Below are 14,658 nucleotides of genomic sequence, written 5' to 3'. Positions count from 1 at the left end.
CGGCGCAAACTTCCTTTCATCGACAAACAACCTGAAGGACACTGACATGAACACCCGCAACATCCTCGCCGCCGCCGCGCTCTCCCTCCTTGCTGCAGCCGGCGCGCACGCCGAAACCTACGACGGCGTGCTGACCATCACGCCTTCGGTCACCCGTGCCGCCGTGCAAGGCCAGGCCGTCGCGGCCGCCCGTGCCGGCGACGTCTTCGGCGAAGGCTATGCCAGCGGCGTGCAGACCGTGAACACCACGGCCGACCGCAGTGCCGTGCGCAGCCAGGCAGTGGCCGCCGCACACGACCCGCTGCAGAGCCTGAACGCCAAGTCGTACTACCGCGATCAAATCCCGGCCGAGTACAAGAAGGCCGGCGTGTCGTTCACGCGCCAGGCCGCGAACTGAGACTGCAGCGCCGTCCCGCCTCGGTCACCCAAGGCATCCGACCTGCCACCCAGAGCCCGCCCCGTGCGGGCTTTCTGCTTTTTTGCGCGGGTTCGTTAACGAGTTCCTCACGTTTGTAAAGTCATTCCGAAGAAGATGCTTCCCGTTTCGTGACCCGGGCGCCTCGCATGCAGCCCCGGCCGAATCGCATTCAACAGGGAGCTCACATGAACACTTCGTATCGAAGCGTCTACAACGACGCGCTCGGCGCCTGGGTGGCCGCCAGCGAACTCAGCCGCACGGGCGGCAAAAGACAATCGGGCGGTGCCACGCTGGCCGCGGCGCTGCTGCTGCTCGGCACCTTCGGCGCCACCTTTTCCGCCTGGGCCGCCAACGAGTGCGGCGCCGACATCGCCGGTGCCGACACGGTGACCTGTGCGGCGGCGGCGTACCCGGGCGGCATCGCCTACACCGGGTCCGACGGACTGACGCTGAACCTCGCCAACGCCGCCATGGTGGTCGGCCCGGTCGCGACGCCAGGCGTCTCGGTGCAATCGTCCGGCACTAACACCAACGCCATGGCCGTCAACGTGCAGAGTGCAGGCACGATCACGTCGACGGGGGCCGCACAGCATGCCGTGGTGGTCCGCAGCCTGGGCAGCGCCGGGGATGCGACCGCCACGATGGACGCCGGCACCGTGAGCGTCTCGTATGGCAACCCGGCCGCCGCGGTCGGCAGCGAGACGAACGGGCTGTTCGCCGCTGTCGGCAACGCGGGCAGTTCGGCATCGGCGAACGCGACACTCAACGGCGGCACGATCAACACCACTGCCTACAAGGGCAACGGCGTCGCTGCCGCGAACGCCGGCACAGGCGACGCCACGGCGCGCATCACGGGCGGCACCGTCGCCACCACCGGCGTGGATGCGTACGGCCTGTATGGCTACGTCAGCAACCTGGCGGGCACCGGCAGCGCGAACGTTGCCATGGAAGGCGGTGCGGTGACGACCAGCGGCACGCAGGGCTTCGGCCTGCGCGCCGTCAATTTCGGACGGGGCCTCGCCAACATCGACATCGTGAACGGCAGCGTCACCACCACCGGCAACTTCGGCTACGGGGCGTACAGCACCGTCGCCAACACGAGCAGCACGGCGACCGGCCGCGTCACGATGACCGGTGGGGCCATCGCGACGTCGGGGGCTGGCAGCAAGGGGCTGGTGGTGCAGAACAACGGGACGGGCAGCAGCCAGGGGACCATCAACGGCGGCAGCGTCGCCACGAGCGGCGCGAGTGCCCACGGTGTCGATGTGTACGGCAACAACGTCGCCGGCGCGGGCACGGTCGGCTTCACCATGACGGGCGGCAACGTGTCCACGCAGGGCGCAGGCGCGCTGGGGGTGAGCACCCGAACCATCGGCGTCGGCGATGTCGCCGCGCAGGTCAGCGGCGGCGGCATCTCGACCACGGGCGACAGTGCCACGGCGCTCTGGACGACGATCAACAACACGGCCAGCAGCGCAACGGTCAGCACCACACTTCAGGGCGGCACGGTCACGACCACCGGCAATGCGTCCCTGGGTCTGCTGAGCCAGACCAACGGCCTCGGCGCAGCGGTCGTGACCGTCACGAACGGCGACATCACCACCAGCGGGCCCAATGCCCACGCCACGATGGCCTTCGTCAACGGCGGCACGGGCACGGGCGCAGCCACGGCCACCATGTCGGGCGGCTCGATCACGGCCGGCGGTGCCGGATCCCAGGGGCTCTATGCCGACAACGGTGGCCGGGGAAGCGCCGCGGCGTCGCTGGCCAACGGCAGCATCGTGGCCAATGCCGGGGGCGTGCTCGCACGGGTCTCCAACGGCAGCAGCACGGCGGCCACGTCCGCCCGCATGACGGGCGGGTCTGTGCGGACGAACGGCAGCAGCGCCGTCGGCGTCTATGCCTTCACCGCAGGCCTGGGAGACGCGTCCGCCGCCCAGTCGGCCGGCACGATCGAGACCACGGGCGCCGCCGCCAGCGGGATCAGTGCCACGACCTACAACGCGGCCAACACGGGGGCCATGGCGGCCACGATGTCGGGCGGCACGATCGCCGTCGTGGGCACCAGCGCACGCGGTGTCATGGCGTATGCCGGGGGTCTGGGTTCAGCGACCGCTGTACAGACCGCAGGGGACATCCGCACCGCCGGCTTAGGCGGTGTGGGCGTCTATGGCTGGGCGGCGGGTGCGGCCAACACGACCACGGCCTCCGCCACGAGTTCAGGCGGCACCATCACGACCACCGGCGCTTCCGGCGTCGGGCTGTACGCCCGCCACAACGGCCTTGGCGCGGCGAGCACGACGCTCGACGGCGGCGTCGTGACGACCTCGGGCGACACCGCCGTCGGTGTGCTCTCGGAGATCAGCAGTGCGACGAGTGCGTCGGCGAGCACCGTCGACGTGCAGAGCGGCCGTGTCGCCACTTCCGGCGACCTGTCGCACGCGGTCTACGCATCGACGGTCGGCACCGGCCTGGCTTCGGTCCAGATGAGCGGCGGCACGGCGACGGCCAGCGGCGCCGATGCCGACGGCATGCGCGCCCGGAGCGATCGGGGCACTTACGCTGTCGCCATGACGGGCGGCAGCGCCACCGGCGGCAGCGGCGCCGGCGCGGCCATCCACACGCTCGCGGCAGCGGGCGGCACCATCGACATCGGCTCGGCCGCCGTGGTCGACGGTGCGGCGTCCGGCCTCGCGATCCGCGACGGCGACGCCACCGGCAGCGGCACCGATGCCGTGGGCGGCAACGCCGTCGTCGCCACCGCCGGCACCGTCACCGGCGACGCCGTCCTCGGCCTGGGCAACGACAGGCTGGCGCTCACCGGCGGCAGCTTCACGGGCAACCTCTACGGCGATGACCGCGTGGCCAGCGCCAACGACGGCAACGACAGCTTCGGCTGGACCGGCGGCACGCTCACCGGCGGCTTCTATGGGCAGAACGGCTCAGACACCGCGCTGGTCTCGGCGACCGGCTACAACGGCAGCCAGATCCTGGACGGCGGCGACGACGTCGCCATCGCAGACGGCTGGGTCGACCGGCTGACGCTGCAGGGCGTCACGGCCACGGCAGGTGGCGCGCAGTTGCTCAACTGGGAGTCCATCACGCTGGACAACACCCGCCTGACGCTCGCAGGCGCCCCGCTGGTCGTGGGTTCCGGGCTCGACGCCGGCGGCACGCCGCTCGGCCTCCTCATCAACCCGACGAGCACCGTGACCATGGGTGCGAGCACCTTCGCCATCACCGGCGACGTGCACAACGCCGGCGTCGTCGACCTGCGCAGCCCGTCGGGCACGCCCGGCAACGCACTCACGGTCAATGGCAATTACGCCGGGAGCAACGGGCTGGTGAGGATCAACACCGCGCTTGGCAACGACGCCAGCGCCACCGACAGGCTGGTGGTCAACGGCAACACCAGCGGCACCACACGGCTGCAGGTAACCAATGCGGGCGGCGCTGGCGCGGCCACGGTCAACGGCATCCAGGTGGTGCAGGTGACGGGCACGTCGAGCGATGGCAACTTCGCCCTGGCCTCACCGGTTCAGGCCGGTGCCTTCGAGTACGGCCTGCACCGCGGCGGCCGCACGGACGGCGACGCCAACAGCTTCTACCTGAGCAGCGTGTATGTCCCGCCACCGACGCCGGGGGTCATTCCGCCTTCGCCCGCACCGGCGCCTGCGCCTGCGCCGGAAGTGCTTCGCCCGGCCGTTCCCGGCTACGTGCTGGGCCAGATCGCCAGCAGCGAACTGGGCCTCGGCCTGCTTGGCAGCCTGCACAAGCGCGTGGGCGAGCAGCAGACCTTCAAATGGGACCATTGCGGCTGCGACGACAAGGCGCCGGCCGACCAGGTCTGGGGCCGCCTGCACGCGCAGCGCCTGGACATCGACGGCAAGCGCCAGTTCGGCGCCGAACAGGACCTGCAGTTCGTGCAGTTCGGCAAGGACCTGTCGATCGCCTACAGCGGCGATCCGGGCGACAAGTCGCGCACGCACACCGGCCTGAGCATCGGCTACGGCCGCAGCACCACCGACTTCGGCGACCGCCGCCGCGGCGATGCCGGCATGGGTGACGACACCGGCAAGATGAAGGGCCAGATGGCCACGCTCGGGGCGTACCACACACGCTATGCCGACAACGGCAGCTACCTCGATCTGGTCGGGCAGTTGCATGCGGTGCACAACAAGTACACCGACAAATACGGCGGCGAAGGCACCCAGAAAGGCGCGGGCCTCGGATTGAGCGCAGAAGTTGGCCGGCCCTGGCAGATCGGCGAGAGCCAGTGGCTCGTCGAGCCGCAGGCGCAGTTGAGCTACCAGGCCACGCGCTACCGGGGCTTCTCGGACGACGTGTCCTCGGTGGACGGCTTCACCGGCCAGAGCCTGCGGGCGCGCCTGGGCGGGCGCCTGGCCTGGAACGACAAGGCCGACCGCGCCGACAAGCTCACCCGCACCAACACCTTCTATGTGACGGCCAACCTGCTGCACGAGTTCATGGACCCGCATGCGGTGACCATCGGTGGCACCTCGGTGCGCGAGGACTGGGCCAAGAAAACCTGGGCCGAGCTGGGCGTGGGTGCGCAACTCCCGCTGAGCAAGTCGACCTACCTCTACGGTGGCCTGCAGTACCAGCGCTCGCTGGGTGACCGCAGTCGCACAGGCGTCTCCGGCCAGGTCGGCGTGCGGGTCGCGTGGTGAGCGAAGCGCGAGAACGACAACGAATGAACAGGAAGGAATTCACCATGCAGACCCGCCACCGATTCCAGACCCTCGGCGCCTCACTCGCGCTGGTCGCCCTTGCCGGCTGCAGCAGCCTGCACGATGAACGCTATCACTGGTGCCAAGGGCAGAACTGCGCGATCGCGCAGGTCGTGACGCCTGCCGCCGACGCGCCGGCGCGACCGGCGCCCCCGCCGGCAGCGACCATCCGCCGCGTCAACCTCAACGCCGACGCGCTCTTCGCCTTCGACCGCTCCGGCCTGCAGGACATGCTGCCCAAGGGCAAGGCGGAGCTCGACGCGCTGGCGCGTGCCTTGCGCCGCCGGGACGTGAAGGTACAAAGCCTGACGATCACCGGCCATACCGACCGGCTCGGCACCGAGGCCTACAACGAGGCGCTGTCGCAGCACCGCGCGAGCACGGTCGCCGCCTACCTCAAGACGCAGGGCGTGGCCGTGCCGATGCAAATCCAGGCCAAAGGCGAGCGCGAGCCCGTCACGACCGGCTGCAAGGGGGAGGTGCGTACCGCAGCGCTCATCGCTTGTCTGCAACCCGACCGGCGCGTGTCGGTCGACATCCTCGGCATGACAAACGTGCCCTGACCACGCGGCCGGGCGCTGATCCGCCGGTCTCTGGCCGTCATGCCGGCCTAAGCCGTGGCGCTCTTCGTGACGCTCGGTCGGGTCCGCTCCGGCATGCCTGCGAACGCGAAGTCGACCTCCGGCGCGAGCCCGCTCACGATCTGCGCGATGCTCTTGCCGGAACCGCAGGAATGCGTCCACCCCAGCGTGCCGTGGCCCGTGTTCAGGAACAGGTTCGGCAGCTTCGAGCGGCCGATGATCGGCACGTTCGACGGCGTCGCCGGGCGCAGACCGGTCCAGAACTGCGCCTGCTCGAGGTCGCCCGCGCCAGGGAAGAGCTCTTCGGTGCGGCGCACGATCGCTTCGCAACGCACGCGGTTAAGGTCGCGGTCGTAGCCGTTGAGTTCGGCCGTGCCGGCGATGCGCAGCCGGTCGCCCAGGCGCGAGAACACGAGCTTGTACTCGTCATCCGTGAGCGACACCTGGTGCGCCATCGACGCGTCCTTCACGGGCAGCGTCACCGAGTAGCCCTTGGCGGGATAGATCGGCAGGCGGATGCCCAGCGGCGCCGCGTAGAGCGGGCTCAGGCTGCCCATCGCGAGCACGTAGGCATCGCCACGCACACGCTGGAAGCGGCCATCGGCATCGGTGGCCTCGACGTGGTCGATCTGGCCGCCGGCCTCCCGCAGCGCCGTCACGGTGTGGCTCATCAGGAACTGCACGCCGTCGGCGCGGCAGCGTGCGACCAGCTCGCGCGCGAAGCTGTTCGCGTCGCCCGACTCGTCTTCGGCGGTGTAGGTGGCGCCGGCGAGCTGCGGCCGGATGTGCCGCAAGGCCGGCTCGATGCGCACCGCCTCGTCCGCCGAGATCACGCGCCGGTCGCAGCCCAGAGCGCGCATCTGCGCGGCCGGCCCCTCGGCGCCGTCGAACTCCTTCTGGCTCGTGTAGAAATGCAGGATGCCCTGCGTGCGCTGGTCGTATTCGATGCCGATGTCGCGCCGCAGCGCCTGCAGCGTGTCGCGGCTGTAGGTGCCCAGGCGCACGATCTGCTCGATGTTGTGCTGGGTGCGCGCGGGCGTGCATTCGCGCAGGAACTGCAGGCCCCAGAGCCACTGGCGCATGTCGGCGCGGATGCGGAAGAGCAGCGGTGCATCTTCCTTGCCCAGCCACTTGAGCACCTTCAGCGGCGCGCTCGGATTGGCCCACGGTTCGGCATGGCTGACCGAGATCTGCCCGCCGTTGGCGAAGCTGGTCTCGGCGGCTGGCGAGGCCTGCCGGTCGATCACGGTCACGTCGTGACCGAGTTGACGAAGGAAATACGCAGAGGTGACGCCGAGCAGGCCGGCGCCGAGGACAACCACTTTCATGGGGAACTCCAGAGGAACGATGGCACGCATGACGCGTGTCATGCGTGGTGCCGCTCCCCCTGTCCTTGGTACCTGAGAGATTCAGCCGCGGCTTTCGGCCGGGCCTTGCTCCTTCGGTGCGTCACGGTCGTGACGGCTCTCCAGACGGCGATGGTGGTGTGCAGTACGGGACCTGAGCGTTCATGGGAGATTGCGCCTTCGGTGGCCGGGACGGGGCCCGGCACTCTCCTGCAGATGGCGGATTCTACCGGCGCAGGCCCGATCGGGCGAGCCTTGCTTCAGCCGCCGCTCTTCAACCGCCGCCTTTGAGCCGCTTGTACTCGCTCTGCTTCATCGCGAGGTAATCGGCGCGCTCGACTTCGTGCAACTGCCGCGCATAGCGCTCGGTGCCGTCGAACCAGGCCGCCAGCCGGCGATCGAGCTGCTCCGGCTTCGGCGCGTCGAGAAAGGCGTCGATGGCCAAGTAGTAGCGCATGGTGTTGCGCTCGACCACGCCGCGCACGCCGCCGATCTGCTCGGGGGTGCCCTGCGCGTCGCGGCCGGTCACGGTGAAGCCGACCTTGCCGCTGCCGAGCGTGCCGAGGTAGGCCTTCATGGCGAGCCGAGCGGCCGTGCCATAGGCGTAGGAATACGAGAGGTGCACGAAGCTCTTGCCCGACGCGATCGGCGCAGCCTCGAACACGATGCGGTAGTCGCGCGTGGACAACGGCCCCTCGTCGGCCGACAGCTGTACCGCCACGTAGTCGGCGCCGCTGGCGATCGGCTTCCACGCGAATTGCACGCGCTGCGCCTGGTCCAGCGGCTGATCGAACTTGCGACCGACCGCCACGTCCAGCACGGCCCCGCCGCCCTCGCCCTTCACCACGCAATGCTTGGTGTTGAGGTGCAGCATCAGCACCTCGCACCAGTTCCCCGGCTTGCCGAGCGCACCGATGTCGGCGAAGGGATGGTCGACCACCGCGTAGATGTCGCCGCTCAGCCGATCGGGCTTCTCGGCCGAATCGAGCACCAGCGGACGCTGGAACGGGTTGTCGGCCAGCCGCGACGCGAGGGCCGTGTACTTCGCCTTCAGCGCGTTGCCGTCCTGCGCAGCGGCAGGCCCGGCCAGCGCCCATGCCATGAGCGGCGTGAGCAGCAGAAGAGGAAGACGGCGGAAGATGGCGTGAAAGGACAGCATGGTGTGGCCAAGTTAGCACGCCGGCACCACCGGTGCCTGTAGTTCAGGACCGCAGTTGCGCGCGCAGCTGCTGGCCGATGTCGGGGCGTTCGAGGAAAGGATCGGCCGGGTTGGTGATCGACACGATGCTGTCCATCCGGCTCTTCACGTTGCCCAGTGCCTTCGGATGGCTGAAAACGTAGAACTGGTTCGCGGCGATCGCGTCGAATACCTTGCCCGCCACGTCGGCCGCGCTCACCTTGCCGCTGTTCACCGCCTTGGCCGTCATGGCCTGGCCGATCAGCTGGCTCTTGGTGAGTTCGGCGGCCGGCAACGTGCCCGGGCGGTTGCGTTCGCTGCTGTGGATGCCGGTCGCGACGAAGTACGGGCACAGCAGGCTGGCGCCGATCTGGTCGGTCACCAGTGCCAGGTCCTGGTACAGCGTCTCCGTCAAGCTGACCACCGCATGCTTGCTGACGTTGTAGACGCCCATGTTCGGCGGCGTCAGCAGGCCGGCCATGCTGGCCGTGTTGACGATGTGTCCGCGGTAGCTCGGGTCCTTTGCGGCAGCGGCCAGCATCATCGGCGTGAACAGGCGCACGCCGTGCACCACGCCCCACACGTTGACGCCCAGCACCCATTCCCAGTCGGCCACGGTGTTCTCCCACACCAGACCACCGGCGCCGACGCCTGCGTTGTTGAAGACGAAGTGCGGGGCGCCGAAGCGCTGCTGCACCGCTTCGGCCAGCGCCTCCATCTCGTCGGCCTTCGACACGTCGACGCGGCGCGCCAGCACCTGTGCGCCGGCGGCTTCCATCTCGGCCCGGGCGCGGTCGAGCGCGTCCTGCTGCACATCAACCAGCACCAGGTTCATGCCGCGCGCCGCGCCGATGCGCGCGCATTCGAGGCCGAAGCCGGAGCCCGCCCCGGTGAGTACCGCCGTCTTGCCTTGAAAGTCTTGAATCATGTCGTTGTCTCTGCTGTTTTGAGGATGTAGCCGATGCGCGGGAAGTGCACGTGCAGCGTGCCGGCACGTGCGTCGGTGCGGCGCAGCGTGTAGTGGGTGCGGGTGGCGGCCACCAGTTCGCCTTCGGTCGTCTCGGGGCCGAAGCTCTCGGCGCCGATGGTGACGCGGCTGCCCAGCGGAATGCCGTGCTCGTCCTGGAAGGTGCTGTCGGTCAACAACGTGTGCGGCACCGATGCGGCGGCGTGCGCGATGGCGGTCTCGGCGTCGGTGGCTTCCATCGTGCCGTGGCCGATGGCGGCCATGCGGTCCATCCAGTCGAGCACCGCGGGCGCGAGCTGCAATACGCCGCTCATCGACGGCGTGCGCTTGCGGGTGAACCACAACGGGTGGTAGCAGGCGAAGTCAGCGATGGTCGGCACCTCGCCCATCAGATAAGGACCGTCGTCGAGCATGTCCGACAGGCGGCGCAGGTACGACTTGTAGGCGCCGGTGGCATCGGCCGGACGCAGGCGCAGCATGTTCGTGCTCATGGCGCGGCGATCGTCCGAGAAGGCCTTGGCCGCTTCGGGTGGCGCCTTCGCGAACAGATCGGCCGCGCCCTTGGGGCTGAAGTTGTGCGCCATCGCGGCCCAGAACAAGGTGCTGTCGGCCCACTGCGCCAGGGTGCGGGCGAGGCCCTTGCTGGGCTCAGGGTAGATCGAGGGCTCCGGCTGCAGGTGCTCCAGCACGTCGCAGATGAGCGCGGTGTCGCAGTAGATGTCGGCGCCGACCTGCAGGAAGGGCGTCTTGCGGTAGCCGCCAGTGAGCGGCAGCACGTCGGGCTTGGGCATGATCTGCGGCACGATGACGGAGCGCCAGGCGAGCTTCTTGTAGCCAAGCACCAGCCGGATCTTTTCCGAGAAGGGCGAAGTGGCGTAGTGGTGCAGGATCAGGTCGGGCATCGTGGGCTTTCTCAGGGTGTTCTTCAGGTTCAGCGTGGCATCGCGCGGGCGATGATCGAATCGAGGTCGGCACCGACGCCGAGCGTGCCGAAGGCATGGCCCCAGTCGCCGCCCAGGCGCGACGCGCAGAAGGCGTCGACCACGGCGGGCGGCGCAGTCTGCGCCAGCAGCGCGGCCTGCACCGCCAGCGCCACGTCTTGCGCGAGGCGGCGCGCCTCGGGCTCCGTGGCCATGGCGTCGATGCGGGACGGCAGCGCGTCGGCCAGCCGGTCGAGCGCGGCGTGTGTGCCGCGAGCGGGCGCCAGTTCGTGCGCGAGCGCGGCGACCACGTCGCCCTTGCGCGTGGCGCGCAGCAGGTCGAGCGCCATGATGTTGCCGGCGCCCTCCCAGATCGAGTTGAGCGGCATCTCGCGGTAGATGCGGGCCATCACGCCTTCGCCGCCCTCCTCCACGTAGCCGTTGCCGCCCAGGCATTCCATCGCCTCCTGCGCAAAATGGCTGCCGCGCTTGCAGATCCAAAACTTGGCGACCGGCGTGAGCAGGCGCGCCATGAGGCGCTCGTGCGCGTCGTCGGGGTGGTCGAAGGCACGGGCCAGGCGAATGGCGAGCGCGGTGGCCGCTTCGCTCTCGAGCGCCAGGTCGGCCAGCACGTTCTTCATCAGCGGCTGCGCGATCAATAGCTTGCCGAAGGCGCTGCGCTGCGCCGTGTGGTGCAACGCCAGCGCCAACGCCTGACGCATCGACCCGCTGGTGCCGAGCGCGCAGTCGAGGCGCGTCATCGTGCCCATCTCGAGGATCTGCGGCACGCCGCGGCCCTCCTCGCCAACCAGCCAGGCACTGGCGCCATGGAACTCGACTTCCGAACTCGCATTGGCCTTGTTGCCCAGCTTGTCCTTCAGGCGCTGGATGCGGATGACGTTGCGTGTGCCATCGGGCAAGACGCGTGGCAGGAAGAAACAGCTGAGCCCGGCGGGCGCCTGCGCCAGCACCAGGAAGGCATCGCACATCGGTGCCGAGAAGAACCACTTGTGGCCGGTGAGCACATAGCGATCGCCCCATGCGTCGCTGCCGTCGCGCGCCGCCTGCGTGGTGTTGGCCCGCACGTCGGAGCCGCCCTGCTTCTCGGTCATGCCCATGCCCATGGTCACGCCGGGCTTGTCCTTAAATGACTTTAGCGCGGCGTCGTACGAGAGGCTCGTGAGCTTCGGACCCCAATCGGCGAAGACCGCCGCATTGGCACGCAGCGCCGGCGTTGCGGCGTAGGTCATCGAGATCGGGCACAGGATGGACGGTTCGAGCTCGGTAAAGAGCATGAAGCCGGCGGCACGCCGCACATGCGGCGAAGCACCGCCACCGGCCCACGGCGCGCCACTCAGACCCGCACCGACTGCCGCCGTCATGAGCACGTGGTAGCTCGGATGAAACTCGACCTCGTCGATGCGCCGACCGAAGCGGTCGTGCGTGCGCAGCACCGGCGCGTTCGTGTTCGCGAGCCGCGCGTGCGCCTGCATCTCGGCCGTACCGATGGCCGCGCCCAAGGCGTCGAGCGGACCCGGCTCGAGCTGCGGCGCGTTGAAGGCCAACGCGTCACGCAACGCCTGGTTCGTGCGGTACAGGTTGTAGCCCGCGAGCGGCGCAGGCTGGTTGAAGACCTCGTGCGTCGCGTCCATCGCGGGCCTCCGGTCGTCGTCGGCTAGACCAGCTTGACCAGTTGCTTGCCGAAGTTCTTGCCCTTCAACAAACCGAGGAAGGCCTCCGGTGCCGACTCGATGCCTTCAGCCATCGACTCGCGCGGGCGCAGCTTGCCGCTGGCGACCAGGCCACCCAGTTCCTTCAGCGCCTCGGGCCACACCTCCATGTGCTCGCTGACGATGAAGCCCTCCACCTTGAGGCGATTGATGAGGATCAGCGCCGGGTTCGCGAGCGGCATGGGCGCGCCGTCGTAGCCGGCGATCATCCCGCACAGCGCGACCCGCGCGAAGGCGTTGGTGCGCAGCAGCACCGCGTCGAAGATGTAGCCGCCGACGTTCTCGAAATAACCGTCGATGCCGTCCGGGCAAGCTTCCTTGAGCGCCTTGCTCATGGTCTTGATGTCCGGGTGCGCGCGGTAGTCGATGCAGGCATCGAAGCCCAGCTCCTCTGTCACGTAGCGGCACTTTTCCGGGCCACCCGCGATACCGACCACGCGGCAGCCGCGCGCCTTGGCCAGCGCGCCGAAGGCGCTGCCGACCGCACCGCTCGCAGCCGTGATCACGACTGTGTCGCCTTCCTTCGGCGCGATGATCTTCACCAGGCCGTACCAGGCGGTCACGCCCGGCATGCCGACCGCGCCGAGGTAATGCGACAGCGGCACGTGCGTGGTGTCGACCTTGCGCAGCGCGCCGACCTGCGAGCCGTCGACCACGCTGTATTCCTGCCAGCCGCCGAAGCCGACCACCTTGTCGCCCACGGCGTATTTCGGGTGCTTGCTCTCGACGACTTCACCCACGGTACCGCCCTGCATCACCTCGCCCAGCGGCTGCGGTTGCGCATAGCTCTTCGAATCGTTCATGCGCCCGCGCATGTACGGGTCGAGGCTCAGGTAGTGGTGGCGCACGAGGACCTGGTTGTCCTGCAGCGGTGGCGTCTCGGTGGTCACCAGCTTGAAGTTGCTGGCGGTGGCCTCGCCCTCGGGGCGGTTGTCGAGGTGTTGCTGGCGATTGGTGGGCATAAGGTGTCTCCGGGGTTCAGTCTGTCGAGGGCGGGCGTTGCGCGTTGGCGCTGGCGGGCCCGGTAGGAAGGCGGCGCGTCACGTATTTGAAGGTGCCGGTCGAATGCGCACAGGCCTGCTCCTTCTCGTCGTAGATCGTCGCCTCGACGAAGGCCAGGGTGGCGGTGCGGTGCATCAGCCGGCCGCGCGCGTGCAGCGGCCCGACGGAAGGCCGCATGAAGCTGGTCTTCATCTCGATGGTGACCACGCCGGACTCGGGCGACACGCTGCGCGCTGCCGACGCCATCGCGATGTCGAGCAGCGTCATGCAGGCGCCGCCGTGCGTCACGTCGAAGGTGTTCAGGTGCTCGGGCTTGGCGGTGTAGAGGATCTCCGACTCGCCGCCCTCGAACTTCGTCAGCTCGAAGCCCAGGTGCTGCGCGAACGGGATCTGGCTGGTGTACGAGCGAATGTTGACGTCGGACGTGACCACAGACGCCTCCGTCACGCCAGCACCACGCTCACGCCGCCGTCCACCGCCATCCACTGGCCGGTGATGTGCTTGCCGGCATCGCTGGCATAGAGCACGGTCAGGCCCTTGAGGTCTTCGTCGTCCCCGAGGCGGCCGAGCGGCACGGTGGCGGTCATCTTCTCTTCGCCGATGTTCTGGATCAGCTTGGTCGCCATCTTCGTCATGAAGAAGCCCGGGCAGATCGCATTGACGTTGATGTTGTACTTGCCCCATTCCGCAGCCAGCGTCTTGGTGAAGCCGATCACGGCGGTCTTCGACGTGTTGTAGGCCAGCGTCTGGATGTCGGGCGGGTTGCCGTTCAGGCCGGCGATCGAGGCGATGTTGATGATGCGTCCGGTCTTCTTCGGGATCATGTACTTGTTGGCGACCTGCTGCGACAGGATGAAATAGCCCCGCACGTTGAGGTTCATCACCTTGTCCCAGGCCTCGACCGGGTGCGACTCGGCCGACGCGCCCCAGCTGGCACCGGCGTTGTTCACCAGGATGTCGATGGCGCCCATGCGCTCGAGCGTCTGGTCGGCCAGGCGGCGGGTGTCTTCTTCCTTCGAGCAGTCGGCGGCGATCCAGCGGGCGTCGATGCCCGCGGCCTGCAGGTCGCCGGTGGCCTGCTCCAGGTCGTCGGCCTTGCGCGAACTCAGCATGATGCGCGCTCCCGCTTCGCCGAGCGCGTGGGCCATCTGCAGGCCCAGGCCGCGCGAGCCGCCGGTGACCAGCGCGGTCTTGCCCTTGAGGTCGAAAAGTTGATGGACGGTACGTGGGCTCATGGGCTCGCTTCCTTGGTCAGACGGCATAGTCGAAAACGCTGCGTGACGCGCGCGCGGGCAGCGTGGCCACCACTTCCTGGTGGCGCGGGTGGACGATGTAGGCCTGCAGCGAGGCCATGTCGTCGAACACCGAATACAACGCCACGTCGTGGCTGGCCTCCAGGCCTTCGGCGCGCACGGCCACCTCGAATTCGCGCATGCCCGGCACGATGCCCTTGCACGTGTCGAGAATCGTCTTGAAACGCGGCGCCTCGGTCGCGTCCGCCAGCGTCCACATCACGATGTGCTTGATCATTTCTTGTCGTCCTTCAAGCGCGAGCGCACGTAGATGAGCACCACGCCCGCCACCGCGGCGATGGCGCCAGGCGTGGCGATGCTCCAGCCCAGCACGGCATCGATGCGCGCCGTGGCAAAGCCGAGGGCAAAGGCGAACAGGCCACCATAGATCAGGATCCAGATCCATTTCTCCAGCCGCGCATGGGGCTTGCTGGGGTCCGTCGAACGAAATTTGGGCATGTAGCTTCCGCTGTG

At 68.7% G+C, this 14,658-nt stretch carries 13 protein-coding genes and 1 riboswitch; of the genes, 3 read left to right on the top strand and 10 right to left on the bottom strand.

Annotation, left to right across the window (positions count from 1 at the left end; all coding sequences use genetic code 11):
- Nucleotides 1-46 precede the first annotated feature (46 nt).
- The 3 genes from ACSFA0_RS18745 to ACSFA0_RS18735 all read left to right on the top strand — a co-directional run bounded on the left by ACSFA0_RS18745 (nucleotide 47) and on the right by ACSFA0_RS18735 (nucleotide 5,732).
- Entirely contained in the window at nucleotides 47-397 is a 351-nt protein-coding gene (locus ACSFA0_RS18745) for an alpha/beta hydrolase (protein ID WP_435451766.1), read from the top strand.
- A 206-nt stretch (nucleotides 398-603) separates the two neighbouring features.
- Nucleotides 604-5,109 carry an autotransporter outer membrane beta-barrel domain-containing protein gene (locus ACSFA0_RS18740; RefSeq protein ID WP_435451765.1) on the top strand — a complete coding sequence of 1,502 codons (4,506 nt, stop codon included), beginning with the start codon at nucleotides 604-606 and terminating at the stop codon, nucleotides 5,107-5,109.
- Nucleotides 5,110-5,153: 44 nt separating this feature from the next.
- Nucleotides 5,154-5,732 (top strand): OmpA family protein, encoded by a 579-nt coding sequence (locus ACSFA0_RS18735; RefSeq protein WP_435451764.1) that lies wholly within the window; start codon nucleotides 5,154-5,156, stop codon nucleotides 5,730-5,732.
- Between the two features lie 47 nt (nucleotides 5,733-5,779).
- On the opposite strand, the gene ACSFA0_RS18730 is transcribed toward ACSFA0_RS18735, so the two are convergent.
- The 10 genes from ACSFA0_RS18730 to ACSFA0_RS18685 all read right to left on the bottom strand — a co-directional run bounded on the left by ACSFA0_RS18730 (nucleotide 5,780) and on the right by ACSFA0_RS18685 (nucleotide 14,643).
- Complete coding sequence (locus ACSFA0_RS18730) at nucleotides 5,780-7,078, bottom strand: D-amino acid dehydrogenase (protein WP_435451763.1); 1,299 nt, start codon at nucleotides 7,076-7,078, stop codon at nucleotides 5,780-5,782.
- Nucleotides 7,079-7,127: 49 nt separating this feature from the next.
- Nucleotides 7,128-7,232, bottom strand: a riboswitch (glycine riboswitch).
- A gap of 138 nt (nucleotides 7,233-7,370) precedes the next feature.
- Nucleotides 7,371-8,255: a hypothetical protein gene (locus ACSFA0_RS18725; protein WP_435451762.1), complete on the bottom strand. Its 885-nt coding sequence runs from the start codon at nucleotides 8,253-8,255 to the stop codon at nucleotides 7,371-7,373.
- 43 nt (nucleotides 8,256-8,298) lie between these two features.
- Nucleotides 8,299-9,201 carry an SDR family oxidoreductase gene (locus ACSFA0_RS18720; RefSeq protein ID WP_435451761.1) on the bottom strand — a complete coding sequence of 301 codons (903 nt, stop codon included), beginning with the start codon at nucleotides 9,199-9,201 and terminating at the stop codon, nucleotides 8,299-8,301.
- Nucleotides 9,198-10,142: a glutathione S-transferase family protein gene (locus ACSFA0_RS18715; RefSeq protein ID WP_435451760.1), complete on the bottom strand. Its 945-nt coding sequence runs from the start codon at nucleotides 10,140-10,142 to the stop codon at nucleotides 9,198-9,200. The genes ACSFA0_RS18720 and ACSFA0_RS18715 overlap by 4 nt, the downstream gene beginning before the upstream one ends.
- A 29-nt stretch (nucleotides 10,143-10,171) precedes the next feature.
- Nucleotides 10,172-11,812: an isovaleryl-CoA dehydrogenase gene (locus tag ACSFA0_RS18710; RefSeq protein ID WP_435451759.1), complete on the bottom strand. Its 1,641-nt coding sequence runs from the start codon at nucleotides 11,810-11,812 to the stop codon at nucleotides 10,172-10,174.
- 23 nt (nucleotides 11,813-11,835) lie between these two features.
- Nucleotides 11,836-12,852 carry an NADP-dependent oxidoreductase gene (locus ACSFA0_RS18705; RefSeq protein ID WP_435451758.1) on the bottom strand — a complete coding sequence of 339 codons (1,017 nt, stop codon included), beginning with the start codon at nucleotides 12,850-12,852 and terminating at the stop codon, nucleotides 11,836-11,838.
- A 16-nt stretch (nucleotides 12,853-12,868) separates the two neighbouring features.
- Nucleotides 12,869-13,324 (bottom strand): PaaI family thioesterase, encoded by a 456-nt coding sequence (locus ACSFA0_RS18700; protein WP_435451757.1) that lies wholly within the window; start codon nucleotides 13,322-13,324, stop codon nucleotides 12,869-12,871.
- A gap of 11 nt (nucleotides 13,325-13,335) precedes the next feature.
- The gene (locus ACSFA0_RS18695) at nucleotides 13,336-14,127 is read right to left on the bottom strand and encodes an SDR family oxidoreductase (RefSeq protein WP_435451756.1); all 792 of its coding nucleotides are present in this window, start codon (nucleotides 14,125-14,127) and stop codon (nucleotides 13,336-13,338) included.
- Between the two features lie 16 nt (nucleotides 14,128-14,143).
- A complete protein-coding gene (locus ACSFA0_RS18690) occupies nucleotides 14,144-14,422 on the bottom strand; it encodes a Dabb family protein (protein ID WP_435451755.1) in 279 nt (92 codons plus the stop codon).
- Nucleotides 14,419-14,643, bottom strand: a complete 225-nt coding sequence (locus tag ACSFA0_RS18685; protein ID WP_435451754.1) for a hypothetical protein — start codon at nucleotides 14,641-14,643, stop codon at nucleotides 14,419-14,421. The genes ACSFA0_RS18690 and ACSFA0_RS18685 overlap by 4 nt, the downstream gene beginning before the upstream one ends.
- Nucleotides 14,644-14,658: the final 15 nt, after the last annotated feature.

The sequence above is a fragment of the Variovorax restrictus genome (genome assembly GCF_051216715.1).
Lineage (GTDB): Bacteria > Pseudomonadota > Gammaproteobacteria > Burkholderiales > Burkholderiaceae_C > Variovorax.
The sequence above is the reverse complement of the archived record's forward strand: the minus strand, read 5'-3'. Positions and strand labels throughout refer to the sequence as shown.

What these genes read in the sequence shown, in the direction of transcription:
- ACSFA0_RS18705 (WP_435451758.1), bottom strand. Translation starts at nt 12,852, where the DNA reads ATGCCCACCAATCGCCAGCAACACCTCGACAACCGCCCCGAGGGCGAG.
- ACSFA0_RS18715 (WP_435451760.1), bottom strand. Translation starts at nt 10,142, where the DNA reads ATGCCCGACCTGATCCTGCACCACTACGCCACTTCGCCCTTCTCGGAA.
- ACSFA0_RS18690 (WP_435451755.1), bottom strand. Translation starts at nt 14,422, where the DNA reads ATGATCAAGCACATCGTGATGTGGACGCTGGCGGACGCGACCGAGGCG.
- ACSFA0_RS18725 (WP_435451762.1), bottom strand. Translation starts at nt 8,255, where the DNA reads ATGCTGTCCTTTCACGCCATCTTCCGCCGTCTTCCTCTTCTGCTGCTC.
- ACSFA0_RS18685 (WP_435451754.1), bottom strand. Translation starts at nt 14,643, where the DNA reads ATGCCCAAATTTCGTTCGACGGACCCCAGCAAGCCCCATGCGCGGCTG.
- ACSFA0_RS18695 (WP_435451756.1), bottom strand. Translation starts at nt 14,127, where the DNA reads ATGAGCCCACGTACCGTCCATCAACTTTTCGACCTCAAGGGCAAGACC.
- ACSFA0_RS18735 (WP_435451764.1), top strand. Translation starts at nt 5,154, where the DNA reads ATGCAGACCCGCCACCGATTCCAGACCCTCGGCGCCTCACTCGCGCTG.
- ACSFA0_RS18730 (WP_435451763.1), bottom strand. Translation starts at nt 7,078, where the DNA reads ATGAAAGTGGTTGTCCTCGGCGCCGGCCTGCTCGGCGTCACCTCTGCG.
- ACSFA0_RS18710 (WP_435451759.1), bottom strand. Translation starts at nt 11,812, where the DNA reads ATGGACGCGACGCACGAGGTCTTCAACCAGCCTGCGCCGCTCGCGGGC.
- ACSFA0_RS18745 (WP_435451766.1), top strand. Translation starts at nt 47, where the DNA reads ATGAACACCCGCAACATCCTCGCCGCCGCCGCGCTCTCCCTCCTTGCT.
- ACSFA0_RS18740 (WP_435451765.1), top strand. Translation starts at nt 604, where the DNA reads ATGAACACTTCGTATCGAAGCGTCTACAACGACGCGCTCGGCGCCTGG.
- ACSFA0_RS18720 (WP_435451761.1), bottom strand. Translation starts at nt 9,201, where the DNA reads ATGATTCAAGACTTTCAAGGCAAGACGGCGGTACTCACCGGGGCGGGC.